Genomic DNA, 22,321 nt, shown 5'->3' with positions numbered 1-22,321 from the left:
GCCTTCGGCCCGATCGAGGACCGGGACGGCCGGAACCACCCCCTGGGCCCCGGCCGCTCCCATCTCTGGTCCGACGCCGGCAGGGGTCGTGCGGTTCTTCGCGATGCCTGCCGCTTTCCGGTCGGCCGTGACACACTCCTGACGTTCCGTCAGATAACTCGGGAGGGGCCATGTCGCGTGTCCGCACACCCGTGGTGGCGGGTTGGTTCGCCGGTGAGGGGAAGGACTTCCACCTCGTCGGCACACGGTGCTCCGCCTGCGGGTCGGTGTTCTTTCCGCGAGAGGACACCTTCTGCCGCAACCCGGGCTGCACTGACGGTCAGCTCCACACTGTGCGACTGTCCAGATACGGGCGAATCTGGTCATACACCGATTCCCAATACCGTCCTCCGTCACCCTATGTGACCAATCCGGAACTTCCATGGGAGCCCTGCACGTTGGTCGCGGTGGAACTGGAAGCGGAGCGCATCGTGGTGCTCGGGCAGGCGGTTCCGGGGATGACCGTGGCCGATCTGGAGGTGGGCGGTCAGGTCGAGGTCGTCCCCGGTGTGCTGAGCGAGGACGCGGAGACGACGTGGACGACATGGAACTGGCGGCCGACGGGGGTGGCGATATGACGGAGGATGTGGCGGTGCTCGGCGCGGGCATGCATCCCTGGGGCAAATGGGGGCGGAGTTTCGTCGCGTACGGGACGGCGGCGGCGCGCGCGGCGCTCGCCGACGCGGAAGTCGACTGGCGGGACGTCGGTTCGATCGTGGGCGCGGACACGGTGCGGGGCGGCTATCCGGGGTACGTCGCAGGGGCGACGTTCGCCAAGGCCCTCGGCTGGCAGGGAGCACGGGTGGCGAGCGTGTATGCGGCGTGCGCATCGGGGGCGCAAGCCCTCGACACGGCGCGGGCGCAGATCCTCTCGGGGCTCGCCGAGGTGGTGCTCGTGGTCGGGGCGGACTCGGCGCCCAAGGGGTTCTTCCGCCCCGCCGGCGGTGACCGGCCCGACGATCCCGACTGGCTGCGGTTCCGGGTCCTCGGAGCGACGAATCCGGTGTACTTCGCGCTGTACGCGCGCAGGCGGATGGCCGTCCACGGCGACACGGTCGATGACTTCGCCCAGGTCAAAGTGAAGAACGCGGCCATGGGCGCGCTGAATCCCAACGCCCGCTACCACAAGCCGGTCACCGCTGAGGAAGTCGCCGCATCCGCGGTGGTCGCCGATCCCTTGCGACTGCTCGACATCTGCGCGACATCGGACGGCGGGGCGGCTCTGGTCCTGTCGAGCCTGGAGTTCGCGCGACGGCACGGGATGCCGGAACCGGTGCGCATACGCGCGGTGTCCACGGTGACTCCGCGCTATCCGAACACCGTGCTCGACCTGCCCGACATCGCGACGGACTCGGCGGTGGGAGCGGAGCCCCCCGGCGAGACGTTCCGTGTCTCGATCACACGGAACGCCTACGAGGAAGCGGGGATCGGTCCCGAGGACCTTTCCCTCGCCGAGGTCTACGACCTGTCCACCGCCCAGGAGTTGCAGTGGTACGAGGATCTCGGGCTGTGCCAGGAGGGTGAAGCGGCCAAGCTGTTGCGGGAAGGGGCCACTGCGCTGGGCGGACGGATACCCGTCAACACCAGCGGTGGACTGGCCTCCTTCGGGGAAGCCGTTCCGGCGCAGGCGATCGCACAGGTATGCGAGCTGACCTGGCAGTTGCGTGGCGCAGCGGGCGACCGGCAGGTGGCGGGTGCGCGAGCCGGGATCATCGCGAACCAGGGGCTGTTCGGGCATGGGTCCGCGGTCGTGGCGGTGCGCTGAGGGGGCGAGGCGCAGGGCACCGGCGTCACAAGGGTCGACGTGGGGCACGGAGACCACGGCAATCACGCACCCACGTACGTCAGTCACCCACGTCCCTCACGCGTCCCTGGGCCTCACTGCGTCCGCCGCCGGTGTTCACACGCTCCGTGTTCACCCGGGAATGCTGTGTGAACAGGTCGTGAACTGCTTCTCGGCGTGCCCCGTTGGCGTCATTATGCTCCCGTGCCCTCCTGGACGGATACTCTCCGCTTCGCTTTCCAGCCGGTGGTCAATCTGACGACCGGAGGGGTCACAGCGCTGGAGATCCTCGCACGCCCGGAGACCGGCGACATCCTCGCCCAGGCCCGCCGGGACCCCGAACTCGACGGGAACCTGGCCGCGTTGGCGGTGGCCGCGGCGGCACACAGGGAGGCGCTGCTTCCGCTGCATGTCAATGTGTTCGCCGGCACTCTCGCCGACCTCGGTGGCCTCACCGCAGTACGGAACGCCGTGCGTGAAGCGGGTAGGCTGCCGTGGGAGGTGACCATCGACATCGGTCCTCCGTTCACGCACGTGCCGCACCGGGCCCTGCTGGAGGCTGTCGACGCGCTGCGCGGCGAAGGCTTCCGGATCTGCGCGGACGGCGTCGGCGACGGCGACGTACCGCTGCGGCTGCTCTCCGACATGGCACCGGACGTGGTGAAGCTCGATGCGTCGCTGCTGTCCCGGCCGGCCGTGGTGCGGGCCATGCGCACGCTGTGCGAGGAACTCGGCGCGCTTTTGTCGGTCGAGGGCGTGGAAACGGAGTTGCAGTGCGAAGCCGTGAGATCGGCGGGCGCACAACTGGCCCAGGGCGACCTGTTCGCACCGCCGTCCCGGCGTCCCGGCGCTGACGTATACGTTCCGCCGCTTCCCGCCTCGGCCGATCCGGCACCGCCCACCGGTCCTTCGGTGCGGCAGTTCGTCCGGCCTGCCGCGCTGCTGCCCGCCACGGCCTCGGCCGCACAGGTGCGGGCGCGGCTGACCGGCTCGCCCGACGTGTCCGGGGTACTGCTGGTGGACCGGGCCGGGGTGCCCGTCCGGTCCATTCACCGCTCACGCTTCCTGCTGTCGATGTCGGGCCGCTACGGCCATGCGCTGTACGCCGACCGCCCGGCCGCGAAGCTGGGCGACCCCCCACGCACTGTCGGCATCGACGCCACGGCCTGGGAGGTGCTCGACGTGGTGGCGGACGGCGAGCGCGACCGTACCTCCGACGATGTGGCGGTGGTCGACCGGGCCGGGCGGTGCGTGGGCGTCGTCAGGCTCGCCGACCTCGTACGAGCGCTGGCGGAGAGCCGCGTGGAGGAGGCTGCGGGGCTCAATCCGCTGACCCGGCTGCCCGGTTCCGATGCGATCACCGCCGAGGTGGACCGACGGATCGCGGACGGACGGTTGTTCGCGCTGGGCTGGCTCGACGTCGACCACTTCAAGCAGGTCAACGACGGGGCGGGCTTCGCTGCCGGTGACGAACTGATCCGCGCGCTGGGGCGGGCCCTGCAAGGGGCCGCGTCCGGGAGCACACGCGTCGGGCACATCGGCGGGGACGACTTCCTGGTGCTGGCGGATCTGGAAGGCCTCAATCGCCTTGTGGCCTCGGTACTGGACGTGCCTTGGTCGGCAGGCGGGCGCCCCGTGACCCTGTCTCTGGCCACGGTCCTGTGCGCACCGGGAAGCGTGAACGACCACCGCCAGGCGGCGGCGTGTCTCGCGCCCCTGAAGCAAGCCGCGAAGGCGCTGAGCGGGGCGAGTTGGGTCTTCGGACAGGCCGGTCTGCCGGGGCACGAGGTCCGCCGCGGCGTGACCCCGGCGCCGGCCCGGGCCGGTGGCCCGGCGCGGGGCTGACCGGCCCCGTCCGGGGCGTCGCGGAGATCCGCGGCGTTCTCCGGTGCCGAAGTCCGCGGCAGGGCGGCCTGCATCTCGCCATCGCGTGTCTCCCGGCCCGCGTTCGCGCAGCAGCGCTGCTGCCTGCCTCAAGCATTGCCGTCCCCGACCTTGACGCTCTCGGGGCGCCGGTGAAAACTTCCGGATGTCAGTCGGCATCGCCGCATTCGGCCGTATTCGGGTAGTGCGCCCCTGAGGCCCATGCCCGTACGACGAGTCAGCCATGACGGGCGATTCCACTGCGCAGGCACGCTCGTCGCGGACGCCGGGCGGGGCGCGGGACTTTTCCTGCCCTCGGCTGAAGTCGCCAAGGGAAACGCACCCTGCACGGAGGACGGACACGGGGCGGAACCGCCCCGGGCGAGGGCCAGGAGCCGCCATGACGCAAGAAGGCATCTTCGTCGGCGAGTTGATCGGATCGGCTGTCCTCATCCTGTTCGGCGCGGGTGTCCGTGGCGCCGTCACCCTCGACTGCTCGAAGGCCAAGGGCGCCGGGCGGGTCCTCATCGCGCGGTTCCGAACCAGCTCCGACGAGGACGAGGCGCTGCCCACGCTCGAGCGGCCATGCGATCAACCCCGCCCGCGAACTCGGCCCGTGCATCACCCACTACCCGCTCCCGGTCCCCGAGAGGGGGACCCCGCGCCGGAGTTGTGCCTGGACACCGATGGTGCGACCACTGATCGGCGGGGCGCTCACGGCCCTTGTGCACAACGCAGCCTCCTGACCCTTTGACGAAGGGGACGTCATGACGGACAACGGCCAGAAGTACGTCGCCGCGATCGACCAGGGCACCACGTCCAGCCGCTGCATCGTCTTCGACCGCAGCGGCGCGATCGTTGCCGTCGACCAGCGCGAACACCGCCAGATCTTCCCCAAGCCCGGCTGGGTGGAACACGACGCCACGGAGATCTGGTCCAAGGTGCAGGCGGTGGTCGCCGGCGCGATCGCCAAGGCCGGGCTGCGCGCCGACCAGATCGGCGCGCTCGGCATCACCAACCAGCGTGAGACGACGGTCCTGTGGGACCGCGCCACGGGCAAGCCGGTGCACAACGCCATCGTCTGGCAGGACACCCGGACGGCCGCGCTGTGCAGGGAACTCGGCGACTCCGACGGGCAGGACCGTTTCCGCGAGGAGACGGGACTGCCCCTCGCCAGCTACTTCTCCGGACCCAAGGTGGCCTGGCTGCTCGACAACGTGCCCGGTCTCAGGGCCCGCGCCGATCGCGGGGAGATCGCCTTCGGCACCATCGACTCCTGGCTCATCTGGAACCTGACCGGAGGCACAGACGGCGGACGGCATGTCACCGACGTCACCAACGCGAGCCGGACCATGCTGATGAACCTGGACACACTCCAGTGGGACCCCTCGATCCTGTCCGCGATGAACGTCCCGGAATCGGTGCTGCCGGAGATCAGGTCCTCCGCCGAGGTGTACGGCACCGCCGTAGGCGGGCTCGCGGGGGTGCCCGTGGCATCGGCGCTGGGCGACCAGCAGGCGGCCGTGTTCGGGCAGGCCTGCTACGAGGTGGGCACGGCCAAGAACACGTACGGCACCGGCAGCTTCCTGTTGCTCAACACCGGCAACCGTCCGGTGCCGTCCAAGAGCGGACTGCTGACGACGATGGGCTACAAGATCGGCGGTGAGGCGCCCGTCTACTGCCTGGAGGGGTCGATCGCGATCACGGGCGCCCTGGTGCAGTGGTTCCGCGACCAGCTCGGCATCATCCGTACCGCGGACGAGATCGAGACCCTGGCGGCAAGCGTCGAGGACAACGGCGGGGCGTACATCGTGCCCGCTTTCTCCGGCCTTTTCGCTCCCTACTGGCGCTCGGACGCGCGGGGTGTTATCACCGGCCTGACCCGGTACGTCACCAAGGCACACATGGCGCGGGCGGTGCTGGAGGCGACGAGCTGGCAGACGCGGGAGGTCGTCGACGCCATGTACCAGGACTCCGGGGTGAAGATCACCAGCCTGAAGGTCGACGGCGGCATGACGAAGAACAACCTCCTCATGCAGCACCAGGCGGATGTGCTCGGCGTCCCCGTCATCCGCCCGGAGGTCTCCGAGACGACCTGCCTGGGCGCCGCGTACGCGGCCGGCCTCGCGACCGGAGTGTGGGACGACCTCGATGAGCTCAGGTCGCACTGGCAGAAGGACGTCGAGTGGACGCCCACGATGCAGGCGCCGGAGCGCGACCGCGAGTACCACAACTGGCGCAAGGCCGTGGAGAAGAGCTTCGGATGGCAGGAGGACGGGGTGGGCTGATCTCCCCCTCCGCGTGCGCGTGCGTCACTCGTGGACCACGCGCGCGAGCACGGCGGCTCGTACCCCGGTCGGCGGGGGTACGGGCCGCCCGTGCGCGCGAAGCCTCAGGTGGCGACGTTCTCGCGGGCCGCCGCCGCGTGCGTCATCGCGTGCCGGACGACCTCGATCAGCACCTCCTTGACCGACTCCCGCTCGCGGGCGTCGCACAGGACGACCGGGACGCCGTCGTCGAGGTCGAGGGCCTGGCGCACGTTCTCGGCGGGATAACGCGCCGCGCCGTCAAAGCAGTTGACGCCTACCACGAAGGGTATGGAGCGGCGCTCGAAGTAGTCGACGGCGGCGAAGCAGTCCTCCAGTCGGCGGGTGTCGGCGAGGACGACGGCGCCCAGGGAGCCGGTGGCCAGTTCGTCCCACAGGAACCAGAAACGGTCCTGGCCGGGCGTACCGAACAGGTACAGCACCAGGTCCTCGCGGAGGGTGATGCGGCCGAAGTCCATCGCGACCGTGGTGGTGTTCTTGCCCTCCACGCCCCGAGTGTCGTCGACCGGGCGGCCCGCCTCGGTGAGCACCTCCTCGGTGCGCAGCGGCCTGATCTCGCTGACCGCGCCGACGAGGGTGGTCTTGCCCACGCCGAAACCACCGGCCACGAGGATCTTGAGCGTGACGGGCTCCACCGGCGGCATCCCGCGCTCACTGCGCCCGAAGATCATCGTTCTCTTCTCCTGCTCGATGGGGTTCGGTCGGCGGCGGTCCGTAGCCTCCGCCGCCTGGGGTTTCGACGACCAGTACATCGCCGGGGCCCACGTCTGCCGAATCGCTGCCCTGGAGAGGGAGCACGGTCCCGTCCGCGCGCTCCACGCGGTTGGCACCGAGCGCCCCCGGCTTGCCGCCCGCCATACCGTAGGGCGGGACCCTGCGGTGCTGGGAGAGCGTGGACACGGTCATGGGTTCCTTGAAACGGATGCGGCGGACCGCGCCGTCTCCCCCGCGCCAGCGACCGGCACCGCCGCTGCCGTACCGTACCGCGAACTCGTCGAGCAGGACCGGCAGTCGCCACTCGAGTACCTCGGGATCGGTCAGGCGCGAGTTGGTCATGTGCGTCTGCACCACGGGCGCGCCCGGGAATCCGTCGCCGGCACCCGATCCGGAGGCGACCGTCTCGTAGTACTGGTACCGGTCGTTGCCGAAGGTGACGTTGTTCATGGTGCCGGAGCCCTCGGCCTGCACGTGCAGGGCCGCGTACAGGGCGCCGGTGATGGCCTGGGAGGTCTCGACGTTGCCTGCGACGACGGCGGCCGGGGGCTCGGGGGCGAGCATGGAGCCGGACGGCACGACGATCTCGAGGGGGCGCAGGCAGCCGTCGTTGAGTGGGATGTCGTCGGCGACGAGGGTACGGAAGACGTACAGGACGGCCGCGTTGACGACCGAGAAGGGCGCGTTGAAGTTGGTGCCGAGCTGCGGGGACGTGCCCGTGAAGTCGACGGTCGCGGAGCGGCTTTCGCGGTCCACCCGGACGCGGACGCGGATGACGGCGCCGTAGTCCGTCTCATAGGCGTAGTCGCCGTCGTCCAGGGCGTCGATGACGCGGCGGACGGCCTCCTCGGCGTTGTCCTGGACGTGCTTCATGTATGCCTGGACGACGTCGAGCCCGAAGTTCTCGATCATGCGCCCGACTTCGTCCACGCCTTTCCGGTTGGCGGCGATCTGGGCGCGCAGGTCGGCGAGGTTGGTCCTCGGGTTGCGTGACGGGTGGGACGCCTCGGTCAGCAGACGCATCGTGTCCTCTTCGCACAGGCGCCCGTTCTCGGCGAGCAGCCAGTTGTCGAAGAGGACTCCTTCCTCCTCGATGGTGCTGCTGTGCGCCGGCATGGAACCGGGGGCGATCCCGCCGATCTCCGCATGGTGGCCGCGCGAGGCGACATAGAAGAGGATCTGCTCACCCTCCGTGTCGAAGACGGGGGTGATGACAGTGACGTCGGGCAGGTGGGTCCCGCCGTGGTACGGGTCGTTGACCGCGTAGGTGTCGCCGGGGCGCATACGGCCGGCCCGCCGCCGCACGACCTCCTTGACGCTCGTGCCCATCGACCCGAGGTGCACCGGAATGTGGGGGGCGTTGGCGACCAGGTTGCCCTCGGGATCGAAGAGGGCGCAGGAGAAGTCCAGGCGCTCCTTGATGTTGACGGACTGGGCCGTGGACTCCAGGCGGGCGCCCATCTGTTCGGCGATGGACATGAACAGGTTGTTGAAGACCTCGAGCAAGACGGGGTCGGCCTTTGTGTCGAGATCGGAACTCTCCGTAATCGCCGCCCGTTCCATGAGCAGATGCCCGTCGTCGGTCGCCGCGGCCCGCCAGCCGTCGTCGACGACGGTCGTCGCACTGGCCTCTGTGATGATCGCGGGGCCGGTGACGGTGTCGCCGGGAGGCAGGTTCTCGCGGCGGTGCAGAGGTACGTCGCGCCAGGTGCCGCCCGTGTGGAGACGGGCGGTCTCGGGAGCGGCGGGGCGGCCTTCGTACGGGGCGAGGGCGGACAGATCGGGGGGTTCGGTGATGCCGGTGGCTTCCACGGAGAGGGCTTCGACCACGATCGGGCGGTCGAGTGTGAAGGAGTACGTGGTGCGATGACGTTCTTCGAAAGCGCGCCTCATCTCGTCCGGGTCGGCCAGCTCGACGGTGAGGGTGGTGTCCGTGCCGTCGTAGCGCAGCTGGGCCCGGCGGACGATTCGGATGCGGTCCTCGGGCACGTCCTCGGCCAGGAGTTCGGCGCGGGCGGTGGCCGCCAGGTCGTCGGCCGTCTCCAGCACACCGGGCATCGAGGCGGGCTCCAGGGGTGCCTCCACGGACTGCTCGCGCATCGCGGTGGTGTCGGCGAGCCCGATGCCGAGGGCCGAGAGCACCCCGGCCATGGGCGGCACGAGGACGGTGCGGATGCCGAGGGAGTCGGCGACCATGCACGCGTGCTGGCCGCCCGCCCCGCCGAACGTGGTGAGCGCGTAGCGGGTGACGTCGTGACCTTTCTGGACCGAGATCCGCTTCACCGCGTTGGCGATATTGGCGACGGCGATCTGCAGGTAGCCCTCGGCGACCTGCTCCGGGGTGCGGTCGTCGCCGGTCCGCTCGCCGATCTCCGCCGCGAGGGCGGCGAAGCGTTCGCGGACGAGGGCGTCGTCGAGGGGCTGGTCGCCGTCGGCGCCGAAGACCCGCGGGAAGTGGGCCGGGTGGATACGGCCGAGCATGACATTGGCGTCGGTGACGGTGAGCGGGCCTCCGCCGCGGTAGCAGGCGGGCCCCGGCTCCGCGCCCGCCGAGTCCGGCCCTACGCGGTAGCGGGACCCGTCGAAGTGCAGGATCGAGCCGCCGCCCGCCGCGACCGTGTGGATGTCCAGCATCGGGGCACGCAGCCGGACGCCGGCGATCTGCGTGGTGAAAACGCGTTCGTACTCGCCGGCGAAGTGCGAGACGTCGGTGGAGGTGCCGCCCATGTCGAAGCCGATGACCCGGTCCAATCCGGCCAGCTGCGACATCCGCGCCATGCCCACGATCCCGCCCGCCGGCCCCGAGAGGATGGCGTCCTTCCCGCGGAACTGCCCGGCCTCGGCAAGCCCTCCGTTGGACTGCATGAACATCAGGCGCACGCCTTCGAGTTCGTCGGCGACGTGCTGGACGTAGCGGCGCAGGACGGGCGAGAGGTAGGCGTCGACGACGGCGGTGTCGCCGCGCGGGACCAGTTTCATCAGGGGGCTGACCTCGCTCGACAGCGAGATCTGCGGGAAGCCGGTGCGGGCGGCCAGCTCGCCGATCGCCTGCTCATGGGCGGGGTGCAGATGGCTGTGCATGCAGACCACGGCCAGTGCGCGGATCCCGTCGTCGTACGCCTCCCTGAGCGGCCTTGCGAGAGCCTCGAGGTCGGGGGCACTCAGGACGGTGCCGTCGGCCGCGATGCGTTCGTCGACCTCGACGACCCGTTCGTAGAGCAGTTCGGGCAGTTCGATGGCGCGGGCGAAGATGCTCGGGCGGTTCTGGTAGGCGATGCGCAGTGCGTCGCGGAAGCCGCGGGTGATGACGAGGAGTGTGCGTTCGCCCTTGCGCTCGAGAAGGGCGTTGGTGGCGACGGTGGTGCCCATACGGACCGCTTCGATGGGCTCGTTGCCGTCGATGAGTTCGCGTACGCCCGCGACGGCGGCGTCGGCGTAGCGGTGGGGGTTGTCCGACAGCAGCTTGTGGGTGAGCAGGCGGCCGTCCGGGCGGCGCGCGACGATGTCGGTGAAGGTGCCGCCGCGGTCGACCCAGAACTGCCAGCCCGTGGTCACGTCCGTCTCTCCGATCGCACTGCTCGGAACCGGGTCCGCAGGATCGTCGGCGAACTGCGGACGGTGGTCGACGACCGGTCAGATCATAACGGGCGGGTGTTCACCGTGCCGGTCCGCAGGCCGGAGGTGCGGCCGGCACCGGTGAGGCGGGCGGCAGGACCCGCGTGCTCGCCCGGAGTGCACGGAAAGCCGGGGTCACAGGGCCCGCAGGCCGTCGATCACATCCCGCAGAATGCTCTCGTCCACCAGGTCCGCGGGCGGCACAGGCCGCGTGACATGCACCAGTTCCTCGTCCACCAGGTCCCCGACGAGGACGCGCACCACGCCGATGGGCAGGTCGAGTCCGGCGGCGAGCTCGGCGACCGACTGCGGCGCCTCGCGGCACAGGCCGACGATGTCCACGTGCTCCGGGGACAGCGACGGGTCCGCCTCGGGATCGTCCGCATGGGGCTCCGTGACGACCACCGCGATCAGGTCGAGGCGGTGCTGGGCGGCATGGCTGGTACGGCCGCGTGTCATGGCGTACGGACGGACCACCGGTCCGGCGTCGTCGTCGAACCAGCGGCTTCTTCCCTGATCGTCTCCGCTCATGTCATCCCACTACCCACCCGAGGGCAGATCGGTGCGCGGAGCGGAGCCCAGATGTGCTCCCACCCGCTTGACCAGGAGGGTCATCTCGTACGCCACCTGGCCGACGTCGGATTCCGAGTCCGACAGAACGGCGAGGCAGCTGCCGTCGCCTGCGGCGGTGACGAACAGGAACGCCTCGTCGAGTTCGATGATGGTCTGCCGGACCCCGCCCGCGTCGAAGTGCCGGCCGACGCCCTTGGCGAGGCTGTGGAACCCGGAGGCGACCGCGGCCAGGTGCTCGCTGTCCTCCCGGCTCAGCTCCTTGGAGACTCCGGTGGGCAGGCCGTCGCTCGACAGCACAAGCGCCTTGCGGATGCTGGCGACGCGCTCCACCAGGTCGTCGAGGAGCCAGTTCAGCTCTCCCGACACCTTGTTGATCGCGTTGGACCCTGCGGCATTCGGTGCGGTCATCGACCGTCCCCCTTTGTCGTTCCTCGTGCTGAGCCGTCCCGGGCTTCGTCGCCCGTGGCGTTCTCCTCGCGGCCGCGCTGCCACCCTCGCTGAAGCGAGGCGAAGCGGCTGCGTACCTCGTCGGCGTCGCGCTCGGCGGGTTGCGCCGCGTCCGCCGTGCTGGACCGCTCGCGTTCGCGGCGCCGGTCGGGGCCTTCCTTCAACTGCGGGGCCAGGCTGGCCTGGCGAACACGGCGGGGCAGCGGGCCCGCACTGGACTCTTCCGTTCCGTCCGCCGCTTCCCGGTGCGCGGTGGTCCCCTCCGCAGCGTCCGGGGCCGGGGTACGGCGGCGCCGGGGCAGGGCCGGTGCCTCGGCCTGGTCACCGGCCGAACGTGCGGCGCCTTCGGGGAGTTCTCCCGTGCGGCCCGCCGGGCGTTCGGCCCCCTGGAGCCCCGTCACACGCCTCTCCAGCGCGCGCGGTTCCTCATCGGCCCCTTGGCGCCGCGATCCCTGCCCGGTGACGGGGCGGCCGTGCGAGCTGACGAGCTTGGGGGTCCGCCGGGGCGGCAGCGGGACGGGAGCATCGAGGTGGTCGCTCTTGCCGGAACGGGCCGCGTCCCGCCGGATGTCGCGGGCCTGCTGGTGCTGCTCAGCCGGGACCTCCTCGAGAGGGCGGGGGCGGAACAGGCCACCTCGTTCACGGTCCTCGTCCTCCAGGGCGTCGGGGAAGTCGTCGAGCGCGTCGAGGTCGACCGGTGCCTCCAGTTCGACCGGGCCGTTGAGGATGGAGGCCGGCATACCGGGAAGCCTGGCGGTCCTCCGGGACAGCTGCGCCGTGCCCTCCCCCTCGTGCCCGGCGTCCTTCGGAGGCACCGGACGGTCGAGGCGGAAGCCGATCCCGTTGGTGTCCGGCACGTCCTCGGTCAGCAACGCGTCGGGGATGAGGACGACGGCCGTAGTGCCGCCGTAGGGGGACGGCTGGAGGGAGACACGGACGTTCTGCCGCTGGGCGAGCCGGCTCACCACGAACAGGCCGAGCCGGTCGGTGTCGGAGAGTTCGAACTCAGGGGTCTCGGCCAGCCGCAGGTTGGCGTCCAGGAGCGTCTCGGCCGTCATGCCGAGGCCGCGGTCGTGGATCTCCAGGGTGAAGCCGTTGGCCACGCGTTCGCCGACGACCTGGACGGCGGTGTGCGGCGGCGAGAACACAGTGGCGTTCTCCAGCAGTTCGGCCACGAGGTGGGTGAGGTCGGCGACCGCGGGGCCGGTGACGGCGACGCGCGGCAGCCGGCGCACCTCGATGCGCTCGTAGTCCTCGACCTCTGCGACGGCGGCGCGCACCACGTCCATGAGCTGGATGGGCTTGCGCCACTGCCGGGAGGGTGCGGCGCCGGAAAGGATGACCAGGCCCTCGGCGTGGCGGCGCATGCGGGTGGTGAGGTGGTCGAGGCGGAAGAGGTCGGCGAGTTCCTCGGTGTCCTCGGTCCTGCGCTCCATGGTGTCGAGCAGGGTGAGCTGTTTGTGCAGCAGTACCTGGCTGCGGCGGGCGAGGTTGACGAAGACCTCGGAGACCCCGGCGCGCAGCTCGGCCTGTTTGACGGCGGCCTCCACGGCGGCGCGCTGAAGGGTGTTGAGGGCCTGGCCGACCTCGCCGATCTCGTTCTTGTCGTACTCCAGCCGCGGCACTTCTGTCTCGACGTCCACCTGTTCACCCGCGGACAACCGGCGCATCACGCTGGGCAGTCGCACCCCGGACGCCTCATGGGCTTCCAAGCGCAGCCGGCGCAGATCGCGGATGAGCCCGCGGCCGATACGCGCGGACAGGATCAGTGAGACCAGCAGGGCGACCAGACCCAGCACCCCGGCCACGCACGCCTTCACGATGACGTTGACGACCAGGGGACGGACCCGGTCCTGGTAGCGGTCCGCGGCCTGCGTGTTCATCGTGTCGAGGCGGCTCAGGACCCGCCCCGCGGTCTCGTCCCAGCTCTTTGCGCTCACCCCGTGCGGTGTGCCGGGGGCACCGGTGACGACGGCCCGTTCGGCCACGCGCAGGGGGGCGGTGTCGGCGTTGCTCCAATAGCGCTGGAAGCGTTCGCTCTCCGACTCGGGGAGCACCGACAGGCTGATGTCGTACATCACGGCGCGCTGGGCGACGAGATCGGAGACGTCGTGGATCTCGTCACGGGTGATCCGGCCGGCCACGAGCGCGGAGCCCAGGAGGGCGTCCTCGCGGGAGAGCAGTTCGCGGGCCCGCGAGACCTCGACGAGAGCGCGGCCCTCCTTGTCCATCTCCATGTTGTCGAGGACCTGCAGATTGGCGAGGAGCGTGAAACAGGGATCGACGAGACGGTCGTAGAGGTCCAGGGCCTGGGCGCGGTTGACGGTGCCTTCCTCGACGCTGCGCCGGAGCGAGTCGATGCCGTCCAGGGCGTCCAGGATCGAGCTGAGGCGATCGGCGGTGCCCGGTCCCATCTCGTCCTGCAGGTCCGTGTCCTTGCCGTCGCGACGGAGCTTGTCGACCATCTCGTCGGTGGCGGCGCGGCTGCGCCGGAGCGCGGCGAGCGCGTCGGAGGCGCGCGGGTCGGCGAGGTAGACGAGGGCCTGGCGGCGCTCCTGCTGCAGAACGCGCACGGTGTCCTCGGTGGGGTAGCCGACCTTCTCGACGACGTCCGAGACCGTGAACAGCGACTGCGTCTCACGGCCGGTGAGCACCGTCGCGAAGGCCCAGATGGCGGTCAGGGACAGCAGCGGCACGAGAAGCAGCGCCACGATCTTCCGGCGGATGGACTTCCCGCGAAAGCGCATGGCCTCCCCCAGCTCGGCCCCCCGCGGTCCGGGGGTACACATGTGCGTCAACAAACGGCGCGAGCCTACTACCGACACAGGCGTATCTCGAAGGGCCGGCCGCGTGCGCCGGCCCCTGGACTGCCGACGGAAGATGGGCCGTTGTCACGCCATTACGGGAGATTGCCTACCCGAAACCGGCGTCCGGCGTAAGAAGTCGTGCAAGGGGAACCCGGGTCTCTTGGCCGGAAATTTTCGTTCACTCGGGAATCATCGGTCGACATCGATCGTCTTCCTGTACGGGAAACGGGGGCGGATTCGGTCACAGGCACCGCATGCCGCACTCAGGTGGCGTAAAACAGCGCAAGCCGGGCAGCCACTGGGGAGCCGGGGTCAGATGACACCGGGCAAGAGGGCTGTGGGCGGTGGGGAGTGACGCATTGATGGGCACGGCGGAGCGGGAGACGCACGGGACGGGGGCCCTGGGGCCCAGGGTGGAGCGAGGGAACCCGCGGGCACCGGAACGCGCCGTTCCGGCGGACGCGCGCCTGGAGATACCGTCCGGGCGCCGCCCGGTCGGCGAGTCGGTCCCCGCGCCGGGTGAAGCGCGGTACGAGGCGCCGAACTACCGGCCGTTGTGGGTCGAGGAGCCCGCGCGCCGCAGGCGGCTGCCGGATCCCGTGCGCACGGCGGCGGTGCGGGCGGTGCTGATCATCTCGGTGACGCTGATCCAGGCGGTGATCGCCTTTCTGTGCACGCTGGCGGGCTCCTGGCTGGCGTTCCCCCTGGTGCTCAGCAGCGTGGCCAGCACGGTGGTGGCGACCTGGGGTGTGCTGGACGTCTGGGTGACACGGCAGGTGTGGAACCAGCGCCACGGAGTGGTGTCGGTCCCGAGCAGCACGGCACGTGCCCTGCGCCGGGAGCGCCGCACGGCCCACCGCCAGGCGCGGGCCGTCGAGCAGCGGCAGGAACGGATACGCAGGCAGGGCGGAACCGGGCAGCTCTCCCATCCCTGACAGCCCAGCGGGCTACGGGGCGCCCACGGCCGGTCGCTTGAACATCCGTGTCGCCGTGATCTCGCTGTGCACCGCTTCTTCGGCCTGGAGCTGCTGCGGCAGTCCTGGACGGAGGTGTTCCTCCACGCGGATGTACTTGAGTCCGGCCCGCAGGTCGGCGTCGTTGCGCAGCCGGATCACCAGCGGGAACTCGGCGAGCGCCGTGGTGTCGAACAGCCCGGTGGTGTACAGCAGTTGCACGCCCAGGGCGTCCGACACCGCCCGCTGGAGCTCCAGCAGATAGGTCGCGTTGGCGCGCCCGATGGGGTTGTCCAGGAAAAGCGTTCCGGCGTGACGGTGCTTGTCGCGGCCGCGGTCATTACTGCGCAGGGCCGCCATCGTGCAGTACAGGGCGATGGCGGCGGTGAGCAGCTGTCCACCGGAGAACACGTCGCCCATCTGACCGACGGGAACCCGCTCGGCGCGCAGTACGGCATCGGGCTTGAGGATCTCCACAGCAACGCCCTTCGGCTGGAGTGCCGCGCTCACTCCGCGCAGGAGCAGCGACATGCCGTCGCGCCTGAGGTCCGAGTTCTTCTTGACGGCCGCGCGGGTCGCCTCGTCGATGACCTGGCCGAGCCGCTCGCTCAGCGTGGCGGGGTCGGGCTCGTCGAAACGGATCCGCAGGAACTCCTGCCCAGACCATTCACCGAGACCCTCGGGCAGCCGGGACAGCCGCTGGGCCGACCTGAGCGTGGCGAGCGCCGTCTCGACCAGGCCCCGCAGCCGGTCCACGATGGAGTCGCGGTTGCGTTCCAGCTGCGCCAGTTCATCCGTGAGCACGCGCAGCCGGGGGGCGAAGGCCTGCGCCCAGCGCTGTGCGTGCTCGGGCAGCGCGGAGGCGGGCAGTTCGCGGATCTGCTGCCGGGCGGGGGTGCGGACCTGCTCGTAGCGGGTGGAGTTGGCGTGCCGTACGAGGACGTCGCTCGCCTCGCGCACGGCCGCCTCGGCGGCGGACAGGTCGGCGGCGCAGCCGCGCAGCGAACGGCGCATCTCGGCGGCGGCCCGGCGGGCTTCCTCGAGCGTGCCGGGGTAGGGCTCCGGTTCCTCCTGCTCCTCGTCCGGGGCGTGCTCGCGCAGCAGGTCGCGAAGCATGGCCGCGACCTCGTCGAAGCCGCCCGCCGCGTCCTCGGCGGCGCGGTGGGCCCCGAGGAGTTCCGCATGGGCCTCGCGGGCCTCGGCGAGCGCATCGACGCGGGAGGCGAGTTCACCGCTCGCCGTGCGCAGCAGGGCCTGCGCGTGCTCGGTGTCCCGGGGGACCAGTTCCCCGGGCAGCTCGGTGTGGGCCTCGCCGTTCCCGGGTGCGTGCCGTTCGGCCTCGCCGCGCAACCGCCCGAGCTGCTCGCTTGCCGTGGACATACGCGTCTCCAGCAGCTGCACCAGCTCCTCCGCACGTGCGGCGGCGGCCTGCCGGGACGGGCCGTCGGAGCCGTCCGGTGACTGTAGGAGCTGCTCGGCGCGGGTGCGAACCTTGTTGCTGAGCCGCTCCAGCTCAGCGAGTGCCGCGGACTCGTCGCTCTCGGCCCGTGCCTGTTCAGCCCGCAGGTCGGCGCCGACGCCCACCTTCTCGTACAGCTGGGAGGCGGCCCGGTAGGCCTCGCGCAGGGCGGGCAGGGAGCTCTTGGACGGCTCCGCGTCGCCTTCCGGCACGTCGTCGGGAGCGCCCGCGATCTCCGCGCGCTCGGCACGCAGCGCGCGCGCCGTACGGCGGGCGTCGTCGGCGGCGCGCTGGGCGCCACGCCGGTCCTCGTCGGCGGCGCGGGCACGCTCCAGGCAGGACTGGGCGCGGGCCTCCGACTCGATGGCGTCGTCGGCGAGTTCCCGCAGTTTGACCTGCCAGCCCGCGCGCTCGCGCAGCCGGAAGGCGAGCCCGGCGAGCGCGTCGGCGGCGCGCCGCGCCTTCTGTGCGGCCTCCTGCCGCTCGTCGCGCACCTGGGCGGCCTCGGCCGCCGCCTCGTCGGCTTCGGCACGGACGGTGCGCGCCTCGGCCAGGTCTGCCTCGGCCTCCTCGGCGAACGCGCGTGTGTCCAGGGCCGCCGTGGCGAGTTCGGTGAGCCGTCCCGCGGGGCAGCCGGTGCGCCAGGACGCCAGCCGCGCCGCCAGTTCGCGGTCCTTGCCGAGCCGTACCGCGAGCCCGCGGATCTCCTCGTCCCGCTCGGTGGCCCGCGCGCGCAGCGCCTGGCGCTCCTCGTCGGCGGCGTGCTCGTCGTGCATGGCCGGGTTCGGCGGTACCAGGAAGACGTCCCCGCCGTCGCTCTCGGAGAGTGCCGGAGCCGGGGCGAGCAGTGCGGCGGCCGTGCCGACCGCGACGGCGGAGCGCGGCAGCAGCGCGGCGTCGCTCAGCGCCTCGCGGGCCCGGGCGTGCGAGGCCGGGTCGGTGATGATCACGCCGTCGACCAGTTCGGGCCGGGCGGCCAGCACACGCGCGTGGTCGGCGGGGTCGACGGCCTGGGCGAGATAGCGCCAGCCGGGCAGCGCGGGGATGCCGCGCTCGCCGAGGAACTCCACGGTCGCCAGCACGTCCGGTCCCGGTGGCAGCAGGCCACCGTCACCGAGCGAACCGAGGATGCGGGCGTCGTCGGCCGCAGCGGTCCGCAGTTCGAAGAGCTGGCGCTCGGCCGAGGAGACGAATTCGTCGAGCAGCTCGCGCAGTTCGTCGGCGAAACGGTCCAGCTCCTCGGGGGCGAGGGCCCCTTCTCCCGGGTCCGGTGCCTGCGCCGTGCCGCTCTCCTCGTCACGGCGGGGGCCGGGGACCCGGGGGCCCTGGCCGGTGCCGGACAGGTTCAGCAGTTCGGCCAGCCGCTGCTCGGCCGCCAGCGCCTGAGCTGTGCGGCGCTCCGCGTCGTAGGCCCGTTCGGCGGCGATGGCCGCATCAGCGGCGCGCGCCGCCGTCAGTTCCGCGCGGGTCTCGGCCGACGCGGCCTCGCGCGCATGCTCGGAGGCCCGGTGGGAGGTTTCGCGTGCGGTGTCCCAGGCCGCGACGGCCGTCTTCTCGGCGTCGCTCGCGTCGAGCGCGGCCCTCGCCGGGTCGGCGTCCGCGGCGCTGCCGTCCAGCCAGCCCGCTCGCACGGCCTCGGCGGTCTCCTGCTCGACCTCGGCGAGCCGCTGGCGCAGATGTCCGGCCTCGCTGCGGGCACGCTGGGCGTCCGTGGCGGCGGCGGTCGAGTCCCGGTAGGCGGACTCGCCCACCTCCTGGAGCGCGGCCGAACGCGCTTCCTCCTCGTTGGCGAGGGTCTCGGCGCTCTCCGCGGCCGCGTGCAGCGCCCGTACGAGATCGACGGCGGCCTTGGCGCGGGCGGCGAGCGCCGGCGCGGCGTCCCGCTCGGCCTCGCGGATGGCGGCCGCCACGCGGGCGGAGCGGTCGGCGGCCGCGCGGTGCCGGAGCACGGCCTCGGCGGCCTGCCAGGCGGAGTACAGCTGGCGGGCGTCGGCCAGCTCGCGCTTCTGGGCTGCCGCGGCCTTCTCCGCTTCGGCGAGCGCCAGCGAGGCGTGCCGGTAGGCCAGCTCCGCCGCGATCAGCGCGCTGCGCTCGCGGGCGCCTTCGGCATGGGTGACGGCGTACGCGGCGGCGGTGACGCGCTGGGCCAGGTCAGCGGCCCGTACCCGCTCACGCACGGCGCGCGCGGCCAGCCGCCGGGCCAGGGTCCGGGTCCTTCGCTCCGCGCCCGCGTGGATGTCCCGGGCCCGTGACCGTGTCTCGGCGGCGTCGACGATGCGCCCGAGCAGGTCCACCGAACCGGCGGTGAAGTCCCGCTCGGCCATCAGCTCGGAGCGGCGTCCCAGCTTGTTGCCGAAACCGCTGACCAGGTCGGCGAGTCCGTCGGTGTCCCGGGTGTCGGTGACCGCGCGCAGCAGCAGGTCCGTGAAGTCGGAGTCCTTCTTGACCGCGAAGAGTCCGGCGGCCTCGCCCTCGTCGGCGTTCATCTCCCGCTGGTAGCGGAAGAGTTCGGGATCCAGGCCGAGGTCGGTCAGATGCTCGTTCCAGCGGTCGTGGATCTCCTCCCAGTGCACTTCGAGGTGCGGGTAAGCCTTGCCCGCCTCCGTCAGGGCGTCCCGGAAGCCCTTCATCGTGCGGCGCCGTCCCCGCGCCCCGGACGTGCCTTCGGCGGGCGGCCGTACGGCGGTGGACTCGGCCACCGGCAGGTTGTCGAGGCTGAGCCCCGGGCCCGGCCGGAAGGAGTACCAGGCCTCGGCGAACTTCCGCGGATCGCTGGAGACCTGACGTCCCCGCCATTCGCTCACCTTGCCGACGACGACGCACTCGCCGGTCAGGGTGTGCTGCCACTCCAGCGCCACGTGTCCGCAGTCGTCGGCGAGCAGGAACTTGCGCAGCACGCCCGAGCTAGCGCCGCCGAGGGTGTTGCGATGACCGGGCAGCATCACCGAGAAGATCAGCTTGAGCAGAACGGACTTGCCACCGCCGTTCTCCAGGAAGAGCACGCCGGCGGCTGCCGGCCGGCGCGGCGGGCCCTGGGGCTCCTCCTCGAAGAACTCCGCCTGGGCGGGCGCGGGGTCGGGCACCGGATCACCCACACCCCGGAGGTCCAGCACGGTGTCGGCATAGCGCGCACCGGCCGGACCGATGGAGTAGAGGCGGACCCGGGACAGCTCGTACATGGCGGCGGACTCTCGTCGTAAGTCTTGCTGAGTCGTGGGAAACGTGCGGAAGTTCGGGAAGACGCGGGGCTTCAGGAGCTTCCGGAATGGAACGGCAGTCCGGCGTCGGCCACCAGTTCCAGGTCGTCGGTGTCCTCGGCGGGCAGCAGGGTGGCCGTGCCGTCGGTGACCGGGACGATGCCCAGTTCGAGGAGTTCGGCCATGGCCGCGCTGCCCGCCATGTCACGCACCTGGAGCTGGTAGCGGGCCGTCGTGCGGTAGGTGCCGCCGTTGTCGTCGCCGGTGCGCTGCAGGAACCCGGAGTCCGTGAGGAACGCGACGGCCTTGCCGACGATGCCGGTGGTGGATCCCGCCAGTCTGCGGGCGTCCTTGGTGGCGCCGGTGGCGCTGCGTCTGGCCCAGATCCGCCAGGCCGCCTCCAGGCCCGGCGCGTCCGTCGACGGGTCGGTGTTCTCCCCCTGCTGCTCGGCCCGCTCCTCGAGACGGCGGCAGGCCTGGCGCACGAACGCGTCGACGCCGTGGACCGAGACGCGTCCGATGTAGCCGTCGTCGGCCAGGTCGTCGGGGCGGGGGAAGGCGAGGGCGGCCACGGCGAGATGGGCGAGGCCGTGCAGGAAACGGTCGGCGGAGTCGGTCGAGGTCCGACGCGCGTACTCGCCCATGCGGACCGCGAAGACGGAGTCCTCGGCGGCGGTCACGGCCATCCCCGCGCGCGGGGACACCTCGAGCACCACCAGACCGAGCCCCGTGGCGACGGCGTCGGCGAGCCGCGCGAACGGCGGGTCCTCGCGGTAGCGGCGCAGCAGCTCCGTGTACTCCTGGTCGCGGGCGGGCTGGAGCCTCGGCTGCAGACCGAAGGCGACGAGCCGGGCGGCGTCGGCGGCGTCGGCGGGGGTGACGGCGGCACTCGCCGGTGCGGCGGTGGGCTGCGGCTCACTCCACTCGACGTGCTCGGTCACGGTCGGGACTCCTTGCTGTACTGGTACTGATGGCCGGTCATGCCGCCTCCGTCCGGTCCGCCGCCATGCCGGCCGCATCCAGCAGCGCCGTACCGACGATGAGATCCGCACCGCCGAACTCGGGATCGTCCAGCTCCGTGCCGTCGTCCACGGCGAACAGCAGCTTCTCCTCGCCCTGCCGATAGGCCGTGCCGACCGGCGGGCTCGCGGCGTGCACGGCCAGCAGGGCCACGAGGTAGGGAAGTTCGGGGTCCTGTCGGCGCGCCTGTGCGAGCAGCCCCGACAGCCGCCGCGGCGCGTCCGCCGGCAGGTCGAGCAGCTCCGTCGCGGCGGCCAGCTGCTCCTCGCTGAACCGGCTGTCGTCCGGGGTGGCGATCAGATCGGGCTCGGGCATCTCGGCCCCGAGGTGCTCACGCTCGACCGGAGGGGTCAGCAGCAGCTCGACGAGGTCCGCGACCCGTACGGACCCGGGCGTGCGCAGCCCCGTGCCGTGCGCGAAGAAGGCGCCTGTGACACGGATCGCCTGCTTCAGCGGGAGCGGCAGCAGCGGGGCGAGAAGGTGCCCGTACAGGTCCGTGCCCGAGGTCGCCAGGGGGGTGGCGAACGCCTGCCGGTCCTGCTCGGCGCGGAACAGCGGGCCCGCTTCCAGGAGCCGGGACTGCAACTGGGTGTGCCGGCGGATGCAGTCCTTGACGATGTCGACGAGCTCGGCGGCGCGCCGCTTCTGGTCGGGGTCCTCGGACTCGTCGCGGGCCCTGCGGATGTTGGTGAGGATCGCGTTCTCGTGACGGTAGCGGTCGGCGACGTGGTCGAGGGCTTCGGCGATCATGTCCGGCACCGCGTTCAGCCAGTCGACCGCCCGGACGTTGCGCCGGGTGGCCTCCAGTGCCCTGCGCAGCGACTCCGAGTACTGCACCGTCCGGTAGCGCGCCTGCTCGGCGGCGAGCTGGGCGTCGGCGAGGCGCCCGCGGCTGATCAGCACCTCCAACTTGACCTCGGCGGCGATCTGGGCGCTGGTGACGTCCGTGTCGAGGGCGCCGACGAGGACGTTAACCGCCTCGTCCGTCGTCCTGAGGTAGACGCCTCCGCCGTATCCCGGCACCTCTTCGATCAGTTTGAAGTCGTAGTCCCTGCGGACATAGGTGCCGTCGGGTGCAAATGTGCCGTAAACGGCACGGAAGCCGCGGTCGACGCTGCCGACGTTGATCAGGTTCTCCAGGACCCAGCGGGCCACGCGCTCGTGTTCGACGACCGGGCGCCGCGGGGCCTGGGCGGCGATGCGCGGGATGAGCCGGGCGACTATCTGGTCGTGGTCGGCGCCGGTGTCGAAGTCCATGTTCAGCGTGACCAGGTCGATGGCGGCGAGCGCGATCTCCGCCATCCCGTACACCGAGTACTCGCCCGCGAGGTTCGCCTTGCGTGCGTCGAGGTCGTGCAGCGGCGCCGTGCAGGCGAGCGCGCGCAGCCGCCGCGCCAGCCCCTCGTCGGCGGCCGGCCCCAGCGCGGGGCGCGGCCCCGCGCTGAGCTGGGGCGGCACACTGTCCGGCGATGCAAGCGAAGTCACGGTGCACAGATTAGGTCCTTGGTCTGACAACGACCCAAA

General features: G+C 71.6%; 14 protein-coding genes. 6 read left to right on the top strand and 8 right to left on the bottom strand.

Annotated elements, in window-relative coordinates; translation table 11 throughout:
* The first annotated feature begins 191 nt into the window (after positions 1 to 191).
* The 5 genes from ACQEXA_RS44170 to glpK all read left to right on the top strand — a co-directional run bounded on the left by ACQEXA_RS44170 (position 192) and on the right by glpK (position 5,973).
* Complete coding sequence (locus tag ACQEXA_RS44170) at positions 192 to 617, top strand: Zn-ribbon domain-containing OB-fold protein (protein WP_432938991.1); 426 nt, start codon at positions 192 to 194, stop codon at positions 615 to 617.
* Positions 614 to 1,804 (top strand): lipid-transfer protein, encoded by a 1,191-nt coding sequence (locus ACQEXA_RS44165; protein ID WP_432938993.1) that lies wholly within the window; start codon positions 614 to 616, stop codon positions 1,802 to 1,804. The genes ACQEXA_RS44170 and ACQEXA_RS44165 overlap by 4 nt, the downstream gene beginning before the upstream one ends.
* Before the next feature lie 222 nt (positions 1,805 to 2,026).
* Complete coding sequence (locus ACQEXA_RS44160) at positions 2,027 to 3,667, top strand: EAL domain-containing protein (protein WP_432925477.1); 1,641 nt, start codon at positions 2,027 to 2,029, stop codon at positions 3,665 to 3,667.
* 485 nt (positions 3,668 to 4,152) lie between these two features.
* Complete coding sequence (locus tag ACQEXA_RS44155) at positions 4,153 to 4,431, top strand: aquaporin (RefSeq protein WP_433132786.1); 279 nt, start codon at positions 4,153 to 4,155, stop codon at positions 4,429 to 4,431.
* A 21-nt stretch (positions 4,432 to 4,452) separates the two neighbouring features.
* Positions 4,453 to 5,973, top strand: a complete 1,521-nt coding sequence (gene glpK, locus ACQEXA_RS44150) for a glycerol kinase GlpK (RefSeq protein ID WP_432925481.1) — start codon at positions 4,453 to 4,455, stop codon at positions 5,971 to 5,973.
* 104 nt (positions 5,974 to 6,077) lie between these two features.
* On the opposite strand, the gene ACQEXA_RS44145 is transcribed toward glpK, so the two are convergent.
* From ACQEXA_RS44145 to ACQEXA_RS44125, 5 genes are all read right to left on the bottom strand, one after another.
* Entirely contained in the window at positions 6,078 to 6,683 is a 606-nt protein-coding gene (locus tag ACQEXA_RS44145) for a GTP-binding protein (protein ID WP_432925483.1), read from the bottom strand.
* Positions 6,664 to 10,281, bottom strand: coding sequence for a hydantoinase B/oxoprolinase family protein (locus ACQEXA_RS44140; RefSeq protein WP_432925485.1), 3,618 nt, complete (start codon positions 10,279 to 10,281; stop codon positions 6,664 to 6,666). Before ACQEXA_RS44140 ends, ACQEXA_RS44145 begins: the two co-directional genes overlap by 20 nt.
* Positions 10,282 to 10,476: 195 nt before the next feature.
* The gene (locus tag ACQEXA_RS44135) at positions 10,477 to 10,872 is read right to left on the bottom strand and encodes a DUF742 domain-containing protein (protein WP_432925486.1); all 396 of its coding nucleotides are present in this window, start codon (positions 10,870 to 10,872) and stop codon (positions 10,477 to 10,479) included.
* A gap of 9 nt (positions 10,873 to 10,881) precedes the next feature.
* Entirely contained in the window at positions 10,882 to 11,322 is a 441-nt protein-coding gene (locus ACQEXA_RS44130; RefSeq protein ID WP_432925488.1) for a roadblock/LC7 domain-containing protein, read from the bottom strand.
* The gene (locus ACQEXA_RS44125) at positions 11,319 to 14,108 is read right to left on the bottom strand and encodes a nitrate- and nitrite sensing domain-containing protein (protein ID WP_433132784.1); all 2,790 of its coding nucleotides are present in this window, start codon (positions 14,106 to 14,108) and stop codon (positions 11,319 to 11,321) included. The genes ACQEXA_RS44130 and ACQEXA_RS44125 overlap by 4 nt, the downstream gene beginning before the upstream one ends.
* Before the next feature lie 422 nt (positions 14,109 to 14,530).
* Between ACQEXA_RS44125 and ACQEXA_RS44120 the strand changes: the two genes are divergently transcribed.
* Positions 14,531 to 15,103 carry a hypothetical protein gene (locus ACQEXA_RS44120; protein ID WP_432925491.1) on the top strand — a complete coding sequence of 191 codons (573 nt, stop codon included), beginning with the start codon at positions 14,531 to 14,533 and terminating at the stop codon, positions 15,101 to 15,103.
* 12 nt (positions 15,104 to 15,115) lie between these two features.
* Here the strand turns inward: ACQEXA_RS44120 and ACQEXA_RS44115 are convergent, their stop codons facing one another.
* The 3 genes from ACQEXA_RS44115 to ACQEXA_RS44105 form a co-directional block, all read right to left on the bottom strand.
* Positions 15,116 to 19,759: a hypothetical protein gene (locus ACQEXA_RS44115; protein WP_432925492.1), complete on the bottom strand. Its 4,644-nt coding sequence runs from the start codon at positions 19,757 to 19,759 to the stop codon at positions 15,116 to 15,118.
* Between the two features lie 71 nt (positions 19,760 to 19,830).
* The gene (locus ACQEXA_RS44110; RefSeq protein ID WP_432925494.1) at positions 19,831 to 20,718 is read right to left on the bottom strand and encodes a hypothetical protein; all 888 of its coding nucleotides are present in this window, start codon (positions 20,716 to 20,718) and stop codon (positions 19,831 to 19,833) included.
* A gap of 37 nt (positions 20,719 to 20,755) precedes the next feature.
* Positions 20,756 to 22,282 (bottom strand): hypothetical protein, encoded by a 1,527-nt coding sequence (locus ACQEXA_RS44105; protein WP_432925496.1) that lies wholly within the window; start codon positions 22,280 to 22,282, stop codon positions 20,756 to 20,758.
* Between the last annotated feature and the right edge of the window lie 39 nt (positions 22,283 to 22,321).

Origin of the sequence: Streptomyces sp. CA-106110, assembly GCF_050936285.1 — a bacterium.
Taxonomy (GTDB): Bacteria; Actinomycetota; Actinomycetes; order Streptomycetales; family Streptomycetaceae; genus Streptomyces.
Note: the sequence above shows the minus strand (reverse complement) of the source record. Positions and strands in the feature narration are given on the sequence as shown.

Excerpts from the sequence above, each read along its gene's own strand:
- ACQEXA_RS44130 (WP_432925488.1), bottom strand. The coding sequence starts at position 11,322 with ATGACCGCACCGAATGCCGCAGGGTCCAACGCGATCAACAAGGTGTCG.
- ACQEXA_RS44125 (WP_433132784.1), bottom strand. The coding sequence starts at position 14,108 with ATGCGCTTTCGCGGGAAGTCCATCCGCCGGAAGATCGTGGCGCTGCTT.
- ACQEXA_RS44165 (WP_432938993.1), top strand. The coding sequence starts at position 614 with ATGACGGAGGATGTGGCGGTGCTCGGCGCGGGCATGCATCCCTGGGGC.
- glpK (WP_432925481.1), top strand. The coding sequence starts at position 4,453 with ATGACGGACAACGGCCAGAAGTACGTCGCCGCGATCGACCAGGGCACC.
- ACQEXA_RS44145 (WP_432925483.1), bottom strand. The coding sequence starts at position 6,683 with ATGATCTTCGGGCGCAGTGAGCGCGGGATGCCGCCGGTGGAGCCCGTC.
- ACQEXA_RS44135 (WP_432925486.1), bottom strand. The coding sequence starts at position 10,872 with ATGAGCGGAGACGATCAGGGAAGAAGCCGCTGGTTCGACGACGACGCC.
- ACQEXA_RS44115 (WP_432925492.1), bottom strand. The coding sequence starts at position 19,759 with ATGTACGAGCTGTCCCGGGTCCGCCTCTACTCCATCGGTCCGGCCGGT.
- ACQEXA_RS44120 (WP_432925491.1), top strand. The coding sequence starts at position 14,531 with ATGGGCACGGCGGAGCGGGAGACGCACGGGACGGGGGCCCTGGGGCCC.